Source organism: Streptomyces sp. NPDC030838, from assembly GCF_055572035.1.
Genome location: NZ_JBVIED010000001.1, coordinates 478,543 through 491,865 on the forward strand (window position 1 = coordinate 478,543; position 13,323 = coordinate 491,865).

Sequence of the window (13,323 nt, forward strand, 5' to 3'; positions counted from 1 at the left end):
GCAGAACGTGAGCGCAGCGGCACCGGGCGACCCCGACGAGGGGGTGTTCGCCGCCTGGCTCGCCGAGCGGATCGGCGGGTACGCACGACGGGAGGTCCACCAGGACGAGGAGCTGTCCGAGTGGGGGCTCGACTCGGTCGCCCTGCTCGGCCTGTTCGGGGACATCGAGGCCGAGTTCGGGCCGCTGCTCGACCCCGCGGACATCTGGGCCCATCCGACCGTCCGCGACCTCGCCCGCTACCTGGCGATGCGGCACGGCATGGGGCGCCACCCCGGGCGGGTGCGGGCGGTGTTCGTGTTCACCGGGCAGGGCTGTCAGCATCCCCGGATGACCGCGGGCCTGCACGAGGCCCTCTCCGGGTACCGACGCCATCTCGCCGAGGCCGACGAGGCGATCGGCCCGTACCTCGGCCGGTCGGTCCGCGAGCTGATCCTCGACGGCGATCCCCGGGTGCACCAGACGGCGCTGACCCAGCCCGCGCTGTTCGCCGTGGGGTACGCCCTGGCGATGACGCTCGTCGAGGAGGAGGGGGTGCGCCCGGTGGCCGTGCTGGGGCACGGCACCGGCGAGGTCGCGGCGGCCGTGGTCGCCGGGGCGCTGTCGCTGGACGACGCCGCCCGGCTGGTGTGCTACCGCGGCGCCTACATGCAGTACCTGCCGTCCGGCGGCGGGATGATGGCGACCTGCGCCAGCCCGTTCGAGGCGGCCGACGCCGCGGCGGCCGAGCCGCAGGTGTCGATCGGCGCGTTCAACGCGGCCCGCGCCACGGTGCTCTCCGGTGCCGTCGACGGCCTGGAGCGGGTGCGGGAGCGGCTGGCGGCGGTCGGTATCGCCAGCACCTATCTCCAGGTGACGCACGCCTTCCACTCGCCCCTGATGGAACCGGTGACGCCCCGCTTCGAGGCCGCGGCCCGGCACCTGGCCGGCCGGGCGCCGGACCTGCCCTACTACTCGACGGTGTACGGGCGGCGCTACGCCGGTCCGCTGTCCGGCGACTACTGGACCGCGCAGATCACCGCGCCGGTGCGGTTCGCCGACGCCGCCCGCCAGATGCTGGCCCAGCAGGCGCCCAGCCATGTGGTGGAGATCGGCCCCAAGGCGGTGCTCAGCCCCTTCCTGCGCCGCATGGCCGGCGCCCGCGGCCCCATGTGCCTGGCCGCGTGCCGCGGTCCGGAGAGCAACGCGGTGGACCTGGCGGGCGTACTGTCCAAGCTGGACGCGGGTCCGCTGGCGGAGATCTGACGGCCGCTCTAGGGGATCCAGCCCGCTTCCTCGGCGATGCGTATCGCGTCGATCCGGTTGCGGGCGTTGAGCTTGTCCACGATGGCCGTGAGGTAGTTCCGTACCGTTCCCTGGGTGAGGAAGAGATGGTCCGCGATCTCCGCCGCGTCGGCGCCGCGCGCCGCGAGCCGCAGCACCTGGGTCTCCCGGGGGGAGAGCGGGTTGTCCGGTGCCTCCCAGGCGCTGAGCGCGAGTTCGGGGTCGATGACCCGCTGGCCGGCGGCGACGGACCGCACCGCCTGGGCGAGCCGGGAGGGGGGCGAGTCCTTGAGCAGGAAGCCGGAGACCCGGGCGGCCATCGCCCGGCGCAGGGTCCCGGGCCGGCCGAGGCTGGTGAGGATGAGGGTGCGGCAGTCGGGCACCCGCTCGTGCAGTTCGGTGGCGGCGGTGAGGCCGTCGGTGCCGGGCAGGTCGATGTCGATGACCGCGACATCGGGACGGGTCTCGAGCGCCGCCGGCACGATGAGGTCGCCGCGGTCCACCGAGGCGACGACCTGGAGATCCGGCTCCAGCTCCAGCAGGGCGACCAGCGCGCCACGGACCATGTGCACGTCCTCGGCGAGCAGGATCTTGACCAAGAGCATTCGTTCCCCCGATTTCTAGGTGACCGCTCAGACCGCGGGTCTGTCCGCCTGCCCGGTCCAGGCCGCCGCGGTGTCGGCGACCGGTTGCCCCCGTGCCGGCACGATCTCCGCGCCCTCCTTCTTGGCCGGGCTGACCGGGGCCACCGCGGTCAGCCGGAACCGGCCGCCGGGTACCACCCCCGCGGTCAGCTCGCCGCCGATCGCGGCCAGCCGGGTCTGGAGGTTGCCGAGCCCGCTGCCCCGGTCCGGGGACCCGGCCCGGTTCTCCGCCGTGACACCGTCGTTGACGAGGTTCAGGCGCACGGTCTCCCCCACGGTCTCCACCTCGATGGTGCAGGACTGCACCTTGCTGTGCCTGAGGATATTCGTGACCCCCTCGCGCAGGGCGGTGGCGAGCACGGTGTCCACCAGCGGGTGGAGTCTGCCGCACCGGATGTCGATCCGGACGTCGACGTCGGCCGCCGCCATCACCTCGGCCACCGACTCGGCCTCCGCCTCCAGCGACATGTCCCGGTAGCCGCTGGCCACGAGCCGCACGTCGGCGAGCGCCTGCCGGGCGACCCCGAGCACGGAGGCGACCTCGTCGCGGGCCCGCTCCGGGTTGAGCGGGACCAGGCGGTGGATCAGCTCGCTCTTGAGGGTGATCGCGGAGAGGCTGTAGCCGAGCAGGTCGTGCAGGTCCCGGGCGAACCGCAGCCGTTCCTGGGTGACGGCCATCCTGGCCATCTCGGCGCGGGTCTCGTGGACTTCGCGGACCAGGTCGGTGAGCCGGGTCAGACCGTAGATGACCAGGCCGGTCAGAGCGGTGGAGATGGTGAAGTAGCCCACGTCCATCGCGGGCACGCCCTCGGCGACGGACCAGCCGAGCATCATCAGCGGCATGAGGGCGTAGCAGGGCCAGGCGATACGGCCGGGGAGAATGAGCAGAATCGATCCGCCGAGCGGTCCCGCCATGCTTCCCCACGCCACCCCCAGCCACACCAGGGGCCCGATGGTGAGCACCGCCTGCACACCGAGGGTGAGCGCCTTGCGGCGGGTGGACCATCTGCGGGCCCCGGGCGAGGTGAGCAGCACCTGCACGGCGTAGAGCACGACCACCGCGGCCGTGCAGACCGCGAGGGCGCCTGCCCCCGACACCACGTTCTCCACGTTGAGGATGGTGACCACGCCGTAGCCGGAGAAGACCACGGCACTGATGCCCCGCGCGAGGCGCGGGGCCAGGGTGTCCCGCCCCCCGCCCCCGGTCTTCGCCTCCGCCGACGGCGCTGCCGGAGGCACGCCTCTCCCAGTACCCGGACGCGCGCCCTCCGCTAAGCCGTTGCCTCGCTTGAGCTCGTTGTCCGAAATCCGGAAACGGCCCGCCATGTGTCGACTCCTCGCGTGGAAGTGGGGAGTTTGCGTGACCGAACTATAAGCCGACACATGCCGGGTTCGGGACCTGTACAGCACCTTCACGGGGCCTACAACATCAGCGGTAGGGGGTTGAGTTCGTCGTAGCAGGTAGGACGGCCGAGAAGCCCGAGAGCCACCGGCACGTCGTACAGCCGCCCCGGGGCGAACCGGGCGTAGAACGGCCGGAGGCCGGGCACCAGCACCTTCACCGCCGGAATCCCGACGTCCGGCCGGGTCTGGTCGAGCACCAGGAGTTCCATGCCGTGCGCCGCCACCAGGGAGCGGATGTCCTCGATGTCGGCGAGGAGGTCGTCGTTGCGGCGGGGCCGGCGCCACGAGCCGGGAGTCCGCCCGGACTGCCCGGGGTCGGGCAGCAGATACGGCTGGTCCTGAGCGCACGTAGTGGACCCCGCGGCCACGGCGGGCAGCATCTGGACCATCTCGGTCAGCGCGCGGCGCAGCGCCAGGCGGGGATCGAAGTGCGCGCCGAAGCCATACACGGTCTGCCCGGCGCCGCCGTCCTCGCCCCGCGAGGCCGCCACCACGACGGGGATGCCGAGATCGGAGGTGAGGTCGAGCGCCCAGACCCGGCGGCCCGCCCGGCCGACGGCGTCCCGCAGGCCGGCCAGCCAGGGCTCGTCGAAGGCGTCGAGGTCGATGCCCGGCCGCCGGAGCCGGTTGTACCACCACAGGGCCACCGCGTCGCGCTCGACGAGTTCCAGGAACCCCTGCACCACGGCGTCCTCCAGGCTGCTGCCCGCCGCGTTGCCGTTGGAGTCGGCCCACAGGCCGTCCGCGGCGCCGCCCGGCGTCGAGTGGAAGTACAGCGTGGAGGTGGGCAGCAGCCGGTGGGTGTGGCCGGTGAGGGACCAGACGGGCGTCCACTCGGTGGGCGCGTCGGCGTCGAAGGGCGCGCTCACCTGGTGGAACGCCGTGTGGGAGGCGTTCCAGCGGTCGCGCTCGGCGTACTGCCGCTCGTGGAACAGCTGGTAGGTGTTCGGGTGGACGGCCGCCTCGCCGAGGCCGTTCAGCGAGTCGGTGATGGTCAGCTCGTCGCCCTGACGCGCGGCGCAGTAACGTTCCGCCGCCTCGCACAGGGCGCTGACCCGGGCCTCGGTCGCCGTCGTTCCCTTCCCGGAGCTGCGCGCCCGCAGCACGCGCCGCACCCCGGCGGCCGAGTGCCCGCGCAGCGCGAGGTTGTGCCCGGAGTCGTAGGCGTACAGCCCCTCCGGCAGCCCCGCCATGGGGCGTACGTCCGTCACGATGCCGGTCACCGGCCCGACGAGATGGCCGTACCGCTCCAGCATCTGCCCGGCCGACAGCGCCCGGTCGTTGCTGCCGGCGCCGCCGGCCTTGGGCCGCGAGACCAGCGCCACCGGCCGCCGCGTCCGCTCGGCGACCAGCGAGGGATCTCCGCACGCCGGGCACTGCGGGCGTCTTCGCACCGGGTGGTGCGTGGTGTGCAGGGTGAGACTGTCCAGCACGCAGACCGCGCGCTGCTCCGGACACCGCAGACCGGCCAGCCACTTGGCGGTCTCCAGTACGGCGCCGTGCACCCCCATGGCGCGGACGGCGGCCAGCGAGGGCGCCGGGCCGGTCCCGGCGCGGTCCAGGCCCGCGGCCTGCCGCAGCGACAGCTCGCCGCGGCGGTGCTCGCGCAGCCGGTGCGCCAGGCAGGACCAGCACGCACCGTCCGCGCCCGGCTCGAAGACCGGCCCGGTCCACGGCTCGGGCGCGAACGGCCGGGCCAGCAGCCACGGCCGTCCCGCGGCGCGCAACCGGGCCGCGACGGCGCCCAGTTCGGGCGCCAGATAGTCGTCGCACAGGACCAGCGCGAAGGGCGCGTCGGCGTCCGCCGCGACCGCGGTGATCCCGGAGGCACGGCAGGCGGCCCGGGCCGCCTCGCCGTCCACGTCCCCGACGGCGATCAGCGCCACCGGCGTGCCGCGCACCGTGTCCTCGGCGACGGTTCCGTCCAGCCCGGCACGGTCCCAGTACGCCTCGGCCGGCGGGCACTCGGTTCCGGAGCCCCGCACACCGTGGCGGTAGCCCACCAGGTTGGCTTCCGCCAGGCGCCGCACCACCAGGCCCGCCTCGGCGGCGGGCATGGCCTTCGCAGCCTCCCGGAGCAGCTCGGGAAGCGTACGACTGCCGTCGAGCAGCGACACCAGGGTCTCGGCGCCCGCGCCCCGCACGGCTGTCACGTCCTTGTCGGACCACATGAGCACGAACTCCCCCGCGACCGGCACGGCCCGCACATGACGCTTCAGCGCCACATACGGGCCGGGTGCCGGGTACTGAGCCCCGGTCACGCACCCGCCCGGGTGTCGACGAGGAGGGAAGCGCATATGCACCGTTCCGCGCCCGCCAGGTCCGTGGTCAGGTTCTCGACCCGGACACGCTCCCCGCCTTTGCCGAACTCGCCGAGCATCGCGTCGAGTTCCGCGCCCAGGCCCCCGTCGAGCCGGGTCTCCAGCCCGGTCCGCGCCACCAGTTCCGCGAAGCGAAGGTCTTCTGCGATGACGTTCATACCTACCCCCAAGAGATGAACAAGCCGTTCACGAGTGACACGATGAGGAACAAAGGTTGAGGTACAGACCTGCGACAGGCCCGGGGAAACGAATCCGCCAACCGGACCGTGTCGGCGTCCGGGTCGGAAGTCTGCGGCCGGAACTCTCTCGTCCGTCAGTGCGAGGCTCACTGGCGACCCATGACATTTTCATGATTGTGCTCGTGCGTCGCTCACTGGGCCGCGCACCCTGCGCGGTGGGAACCTCGGGAACCTGAGTCCGCAAGGCCGCCAGGGGGACGCCGGCGGCCGTGACCCAACGGGGAGAGGACACCAATGGAGATCCAGGTCCTGGGGTCGCTCGCCGCGCAGGAGCGCGGCGTCTCAGTGGTGCCGAGCGCGGCCAAGCCCCGCCAGCTGCTGGCCCTGCTCGCACTGCACGCCGACCGAGTGGTGTCGGTACCCACACTCATGGAGGAGATCTGGGGCGAGAGCATTCCCCGCAGCGCCTCCACCACACTCCAGACGTACGTCCTCCAGCTGCGCCGCCGGATCACCGCCGCGCTGGACGGAGACCCGCGGCGCGACGCGAAGGACGTCCTGGTCACCCGGTTCGGCGGCTATCTGCTCCAGGTGCAGCCGGGCCGCGTGGACGCGCACGAGTTCGAGCGGCTGGCCGTGAACGGCGGTACCGCGTTCGAGCTCGGCGACTACCGCATGGCCTCCGACCTGCTGCGCCGCGCGCTCGCCCTGTGGCAGGGCCCGGCCCTGGTCGACGTACCGGCCGGCCCGGTGCTGGAGCTGGAGGTGCTGCGGCTGAACGAGGAGCGCACCACGGCCCTGGAGCGGCGCATCGAGGCGGACCTGCGGCTCGGCCGCCACGCCGAAGTGGTCCCGGAGCTGCGGGTGCTGGCCGCCCGCCACCCCCTCCATGAGGGCTTCTGCGGCCAGCTGATGCGCGCCCTGCACCGCTCCGGCGGCAGCTGGCGCGCGCTGGAGGCCTACCAGCGCCTGCGTGGCTCCCTGGTCCGCGAACTCGGCCTGGAACCCTCCGCCACGCTCCAGGAACTCCACCAGGCGGTCCTCTCCGGCGACCCGGAGCGCACCCTGCACCCGGCCACTGCGGACTGACCCACTCCGCCCTCCTCTCCCCCCACCCCCCACCGCACCACCCCCCACGGACCGTGCGACCGCTCAGGCGGCCGTCGAGCCGTCCTCCAGAGGACATGCCCAGGCCTTTGAGGACGGGCCCCTACGGTGCCGCAATGACGACCTTCGACGAACTGCTCGCCCTCGCCCCCGCGCCCGATCTGCGCCGCTCCACCGACGAGTTGACACGGCTGAAGGAGGAGCTGAGCCGCGGCCCCGACCCCGAAGCGACCCGGCGCCAGCACGCCAAGGGCAAGCTGACCGCCCCCGAGCGCCTTCGACTCCTCTTCGACGAGGGCACGTTCACCGAGATCGAGCCGCTGCGCCGGCACCGCGCCACCGGCTTCGGCCTGGAGGACCGCAAGCCGCACGGCGACGGCGTGGTGATCGGCTGGGGTCTGGTCCACGGCCGTACGGTCTTCGCCTACGCCCATGACTTCCGGGTGTTCGGCGGCGCCCTCGGCGAGGCCCACGCCCAGAAGATCCACAAGGTGATGGACCTCGCGGAGGCGGCGGGCGCCCCCATCGTCGGGCTGAGCGACGGCGCCGGCGCCCGTATCCAGGAGGGCGTCACCGCACTCGCCGGCTACGGCGGCATCTTCCGCCGCAACACCCGCTCCTCCGGGGTGATCCCGCAGATCAGCGTCATCCTGGGCCCGTGCGCGGGCGGCGCCGCCTACTCCCCCGCGCTCACCGACTTCGTGTTCATGGTGCGCGGCACGTCCCAGATGTTCATCACGGGCCCCGACGTGGTCCAGGCCGTGACGGGTGAGCAGATCACCCACGACGGCCTCGGCGGCGCGGACGTGCACGCCGCGCTCTCCGGTGTCTCCGCCTTCGCCTACGACGACGAGGAGGCGTGCCTGGAGGACGTCCGCCACCTCCTCTCCCTCCTCCCGCAGAACAACCGCGAACTCCCGCCCGCCGTACGCTCCGACGACCCCGCCGACCGCCGCACCGACGCGCTGACCTCACTGGTGCCGGCGGACCCGCAGCAGGCGTACGACATGCGGGCGGTGATCGAGGAGATCGTCGACGACGGCGAGTACTTCGAGGTGCACGAGGCCTGGGCGCGCAACGTGGTGTGCGCGCTGGCCCGCCTGGACGGCCAGGTGGTCGGCCTGATCGCCAACCAGCCCGCCGCGCTGGCAGGCGTCCTCGACATCCACGCATCGGAGAAGGCCGCCCGCTTCGTCCAGACCTGCGACGCCTTCAACATCCCCCTCGTCACCCTGGTCGACGTCCCCGGCTTCCTGCCCGGCGTGGACCAGGAACACGGCGGCATCATCCGCCACGGCGCGAAGCTGCTCTACGCCTACTGCAACGCCACGGTGCCCCGCATCTCCCTGGTCGTCCGCAAGGCGTACGGCGGCGCCTACATCGTCATGGACTCCCGCTCCATCGGCGCGGACCTCTCCTTCGCCTGGCCGACGAACGAGATCGCGGTCATGGGCGCGGAGGGCGCGGCGAACGTGGTCTTCCGCCGCGAGATCGCCGCCTCCGACGACCCGGAGGTCACCCGCGCTCGTCTGATCAAGGAATACAAGTCGGAACTGATGCACCCCTACTACGCGGCCGAACGCGGCCTCGTCGACGACGTCATCGACCCGGGCGAGACCCGCACGGTCCTCATCCGCTCCCTCGCGATGCTCCGCGCGAAGCAGGCGCCGCTGCCGGAGCGCAAACACGGGAACCCGCCGATGTGACGGTGCTGCCACTGTCACCACCGTGGCCGAAAACCGACCCATCGCACTCGCGTTCCCCATAACCTCGGCCGATGGTGCAGGCACGCTATGACCAGCGGGTACGCGTCTTCGTCGAGGTCCGGGGCGGGCAGGACGACTGGCAGGAGGCCGAGGACCGGTTCGCCCGGCACGGCTGGCCGGTCCGCTCGCATCACCCCGCAGGACAGGGACCGCTGGGCAGCGCCGTCGAACCCGCCCCCGACTCACGTGTCTACGAGATCGAGGTACGTCTCTTCGGCATCGCCGGGGGATGCGACCGAGGGGCCGCCGAGCGCGTCCGCAAGATGGCCCGGGCCGCGCGGCTGGAAGCGTACGTGCTGCGCGCCGAGCCCCTGCACCGGGACCGGGAGACACGCTCGGCGTGGCGCGTCATCGACGCGCGGCGCAGGCGACGCGCCCTGCGCTCCTCCTGGCGCAGGCACTTCGCCGGCTGGGCCCTGGCACGCGGCTCCTACGACGCCGGAGGCATGGTGACCGGCCCCGCGGGCCAGGCCCTGCGCCTGGCCCGTGCCGGCCATCCAACGGACCCCTCCGCGGTGGCCGTACGCCCCTTGGACGGCATGTGGAAGGACCCGGTACGGCGGTGGCCGGAGGAGGAGGGCGAGCGCAGGGCCGTTCACGCGGTCGCCTGGGCCTTGGTACCGGCCCTCGCTCTGGTGTGCGCCGCCCATGCCGTCCCGGCGAGTTGGTGGTTCTGGGGCCTGCTGACGGCCATCGGGGCCGTAGGAGCCGCACGCTCCGGCTGGCGGCTGTTCCCCGAGGGCAGGATGATGGGCGCCGTCCTGGTCCTGGCCGCGTCCGGCTTCTTCACGGCGGGCGGCCTGGGACTCGTCGGCAGTGACGGCTGGACGCCGTCGGACGTGTTCTACCTGGCCCTCGTCGTGGGCGTGGTCACCGGACTGTGGCTGCTGGTGCGGCAGTGGACGTGGGGCGAGTGGGTCGCGTGGGCGGTCCCTCTAGTGGTCACCGTTCTGGTCTCGACCTTCGTGGCCGCGGGCTCCGTGCTCCACGCCCTGTACGCCGACGAGCTGGACCTGAGCACGAGCGACCTCGACGTCCCGCCCGTCTGGCAGTTCCTCGCCGCACTGAAGCTGTTGTCGATCCTGGCCTACGTGCTGCTGGTGCCCGCCTGGTGGGGTGTGGCCCGGCACCGCCACCACTTCTACGCGGCACCCGGCGAGCGCACCAACGTCGTCCTGCACGTGGCGATCTTCCTCGCCATACTCGCCGTCACGGGCGGCTACGCCCTCGACTCCGCGGGCACGGCGGCGGAACGCACCAAGACCGCCGCCGACCGCGGCACGACGCCACCTCCGTACTTCGGCATCGAACCGTCCTGGACCTGCGTCCGCACCACGACCACCCTCGGCGCCGTCCCCGGCGAGGGCCCCGCCCTGGCCCCGGACCGCCCCTACCTGCTCATCAACGTCGCGGGCGACACGATCGTCCTGTGGGACCAGGCCGCCGACAAGCCGGTGAAACTGCCGGCCGGCAAGGCTTGGCTGGTGCCTGCGGAGGGGGGTGGGGGCAGGTGTGGATGACAGCCGGGAGCGTGGGGCAGACGAGTCGGGCTGTACGCCGGGTGTATCTGACGCTTCCTTTTGCCTGCGCTTTTGCGAGCCGACACCCGGCGCTCAAGCTGGTGCGCGTCTCGCGATCTTGACAGACCTGCGAGAGGAACCGACATGCCAGGCAGGCCCTAAGCGCGACGAGACCGTTTGCAGGCATATGCCGCTTGCAGGTCACTCGTCATCTTCCCGGTCACCGAGGTCGAAGTCGAAGGCAAGCTGACCCAACGGATCCTCGTCCGGGGAAGCCGTGGGCTGGGACTGCGTCGGGTCCACGGCGTCTTCGATCTCGTGCGGCAGGGCATAGTCATCCGCCAGCCGGGCGAGGTGCAAGACGAGGGGCAAGCCCAGACCGTCGCGCGCCTCTCGGAAGTCCTCGCTGAAACGCTGCTGGTGCACGAACGCGGCCCAGGCCTCGGCGTCGTCGCCCGGCTGGAGACAGGCCACCGTGAATTCCAGAAGATCCGGGTTCCAGGCATTCACTGTCGGACGGTGTGCGCTGTTGCCCGACGGGTTGGTGTGCGGCGTCAGCTTCGCGTCATCGTTGGTGAGCTTGCTCTGGGTGCCGGACTTGCCGACCGTGCTGTAGAAGACACGGCCCGAATCGCCTTGCACCTCGGACGTCCACAACCCCATCGCGATGCCTCCTCGCTGCTGCCCTTCCAGCTCGGGGTTGAGTTCCTCGCGCTCCGCCCAGCACTGCGCCGTTTCGTCCCTGGTGCCGTCGGCGACCCGGACGACCCTGAGCTGCTTGCCGTAGAGCCCGATCCGCTGTGCTGGGCCGGCGTCCAGGCCGAGCCTGTCCTGCTCCAATCCGTCGTTCTTCAGCCACGCCCACCGTTTCCGCACGTCCTGGGCGTGTGCCAGGACGAGTGTCGGGGTGCTGCGCAAGCTCGACAACGTCTGCTTGATGAAGGCCGCCATGAGAGCCGCCTGGTCGGCGCTGGTCCTCTTCGCCTCGACGCGTCCGGTCAGCGCCTTGAGGAGTTCGGGATACGGAACCCATTCGTGCATGTCCGCGGACCTGCCGAGGACACACTTCGCCCCTGGCCGGATGAGGATCGCGATGGGTGTGAACTGCTGCTTGCCCGTGGGCCCGTCGTGGCGTCGCTCCACGAGATGGAAGGCAACCTGATTCAGGCCGGCAGGGATGAGGTCGCCGAGCGTGTGCTGCGGCAGCAAACGCACACCGGTCTGGCGCATACCGTCCGACCAGGCCGAGGTGGCGCGCATCCGCGCGTCCTCCATGGCCTTCTCCGGCTTCTCGATGGTGGCATCCAGGGGACGGACGAACTGGGTCACCAGGCCCGCGTCGGCGCAGCCCAGACGGATCGCGTACTTGGGATCGCTGCGCCGCTTGCCACGGCGGAAGGCATCCTGGCCGTCGAGTTCCACGATGGCCAACCGCATGCCCGGGACGGTCGTGCGCAGTCTGGTCATGGCGTTCGCCACCTCAGTTCGACGGTCCGCGATGGCCTCGTCGTGCTCCTTGCCCCTGCGGGGCACGTGGTCACCACCGAGCGGACCGCCCAGGGCGCCCAGACGCCGGGCATGCAGCCGAACCGTCAGTTCCTCCGACTCCCAGATCCACGTGTCAGGCGCCTCTTCCCGTCGGCGCCCGGCGAGACCCAGTTCGGCCTCCGCGGCGGCGACGATCTGGTCGCGCATGATGTCCGACTGGTAGAGAACGAGCGCCGTGAGGTCCTCTCCCTCCACCGCCTCTGCCAGGCGTTCGCGCAGCACCTGAGCGTTGTACGCCGAGTACTGGTCCCGTTTGTCATGGATCGCCGCGAGCTCCTCCGGTGTCTTCTCCTTCTTGGTGGGGATGGACGGCAGCTTCTTCAACTGCTTCTTGGGCGGTCGAGCGTACGAGCTACGCGTGAGTCTCGGGACGGGAACGAACTCCGGGGCCAGTGCCTGTTCCGCCCATTCGATCAGCCGCCGTCGCTCGCTGGGCATCAGTCCCGTGCCGATGGTGTGCTTGCCCATGGCGGCGTGATGCCCGACGGCGATCTGGATGCCGTCCCGGCCGTGGATCCAGTGGTCAGCCTCCTTGACCAGCCGGTCCGGGGACGGCAGCGCTTCGAGGGCGGTGACCTGGGTGAGCATTCCCTCCGGCCCGCCCTGTCGCCAGTCGGTGGTGCCGTTCTTCCAGTCCAGCATGGCGACGGCCAAGCGCTGCGGGACCGGGCCGTCGTGCACAAGGGAGGCGTCCGGCAGGAGGTAGGCGGAAACACCCTTGCCGTAAGGAATGAACACCTTGCCGCTCACGAACCGACGGATACCGGCGCTCAGGTGTACCCGCGGGACGGGCGAGAACGGCACGGTGCGCACGGTGACCCGGATGGTCGCGGCGTAGTACGCCGGTTTGCCGTCTCCCCCGCCACGGCGTGTGGGCACGTATTCGATGAGCTCGGACATCAGCTCGGCGCCTCCAATGCCGGCGCCGCGGGAGCCGCCGAGGCCCGCCACTTGGCGGAAGGCCAGCCTCTTCCCGTTGTGCTCATACGGCGCCAGGCGCGTGATCCTGGCTGCGAGGACGTCGGGGAGAAGCCGGTACACGTGCGGAGCGGGGACCGCGGTCTTTCGAGGCGTGTCCTGCAGTGCGAGGAGATCGACCATGCCCGGCTGCCAGCTGAGGGCGGACGTGTCCAGGTCCCGGAAGCAGTCCATCAACAGACCGGCGGTTTCGGGATCGTCCGGGTTCCGCTGGAGGCTCTTGAGCCAGGTGGCGAGGTAGAGGTTGGTCACCGCCATCGGATACGGGTCCGTGCAGTACAGCCAGGGGTTGGCCGAGCCGAACCGTGCCGTGGAATCGACCGTGACGATGTCCGGGGCCGTGGCGCGCAGCAGCTGGTTGATGTGCTTCGTCGGGACGCGGCGGCGCCTTTCGGACTGCCGCTCGCTCAGCCCGTCGTGGTACAGGCGCAGGACGGGTTCCTCCCAGTGGGCAGGGAGGGCGAGCGTGTACATCGGAACGGCGAACGGTCCCTGCGCCGGGTCGGGCACGTAGGCGGCGGCCCGGAGGTATTGGTATTCCACGGGGCTGGTTCTCCCTTGCAGGTGAAGAGTGGCGTGCGAGCGTGAGGTGTGT

Annotated in this window: 9 protein-coding genes; 4 read left to right on the forward strand and 5 right to left on the reverse strand. The window is 71.6% G+C overall.

Translation table 11 applies throughout. The annotated features are described in order from the left end of the window. Positions 1 to 7 precede the first annotated feature (7 nt). Positions 8 to 1,243 carry an acyltransferase domain-containing protein gene (locus ACZ42A_RS02135; RefSeq protein WP_468525205.1) on the forward strand — a complete coding sequence of 412 codons (1,236 nt, stop codon included), beginning with the start codon at positions 8 to 10 and terminating at the stop codon, positions 1,241 to 1,243. 8 nt (positions 1,244 to 1,251) lie between these two features. Here ACZ42A_RS02135 and ACZ42A_RS02140 read toward each other — a convergent pair whose 3' ends face one another. The 4 genes from ACZ42A_RS02140 to ACZ42A_RS02155 form a co-directional block, all read right to left on the reverse strand. Then, positions 1,252 to 1,860, reverse strand: a complete 609-nt coding sequence (locus ACZ42A_RS02140; RefSeq protein ID WP_468526111.1) for a response regulator transcription factor — start codon at positions 1,858 to 1,860, stop codon at positions 1,252 to 1,254. A gap of 33 nt (positions 1,861 to 1,893) precedes the next feature. Further along, positions 1,894 to 3,144, reverse strand: a complete 1,251-nt coding sequence (locus ACZ42A_RS02145) for a histidine kinase (RefSeq protein ID WP_468525206.1) — start codon at positions 3,142 to 3,144, stop codon at positions 1,894 to 1,896. Positions 3,145 to 3,326: 182 nt separating this feature from the next. Then, complete coding sequence (locus ACZ42A_RS02150; RefSeq protein WP_468525207.1) at positions 3,327 to 5,570, reverse strand: TOMM precursor leader peptide-binding protein; 2,244 nt, start codon at positions 5,568 to 5,570, stop codon at positions 3,327 to 3,329. Then, a complete protein-coding gene (locus tag ACZ42A_RS02155; protein WP_468525208.1) occupies positions 5,567 to 5,788 on the reverse strand; it encodes a hypothetical protein in 222 nt (73 codons plus the stop codon). The genes ACZ42A_RS02150 and ACZ42A_RS02155 overlap by 4 nt, the downstream gene beginning before the upstream one ends. A 315-nt stretch (positions 5,789 to 6,103) precedes the next feature. Here ACZ42A_RS02155 and ACZ42A_RS02160 point away from each other — a divergent pair, with 315 nt between their 5' ends. From ACZ42A_RS02160 to ACZ42A_RS02170, 3 genes are all read left to right on the forward strand, one after another. After that, a complete protein-coding gene (locus ACZ42A_RS02160; protein ID WP_468525209.1) occupies positions 6,104 to 6,898 on the forward strand; it encodes an AfsR/SARP family transcriptional regulator in 795 nt (264 codons plus the stop codon). A gap of 134 nt (positions 6,899 to 7,032) precedes the next feature. Then, positions 7,033 to 8,622 (forward strand): acyl-CoA carboxylase subunit beta, encoded by a 1,590-nt coding sequence (locus ACZ42A_RS02165; protein ID WP_468525210.1) that lies wholly within the window; start codon positions 7,033 to 7,035, stop codon positions 8,620 to 8,622. A gap of 71 nt (positions 8,623 to 8,693) precedes the next feature. Then, positions 8,694 to 10,202, forward strand: a complete 1,509-nt coding sequence (locus tag ACZ42A_RS02170) for a hypothetical protein (protein WP_468525211.1) — start codon at positions 8,694 to 8,696, stop codon at positions 10,200 to 10,202. A 201-nt stretch (positions 10,203 to 10,403) separates the two neighbouring features. Here ACZ42A_RS02170 and ACZ42A_RS02175 read toward each other — a convergent pair whose 3' ends face one another. Beyond that, entirely contained in the window at positions 10,404 to 13,271 is a 2,868-nt protein-coding gene (locus ACZ42A_RS02175) for a pPIWI_RE module domain-containing protein (RefSeq protein ID WP_468525212.1), read from the reverse strand. Positions 13,272 to 13,323: the final 52 nt, after the last annotated feature.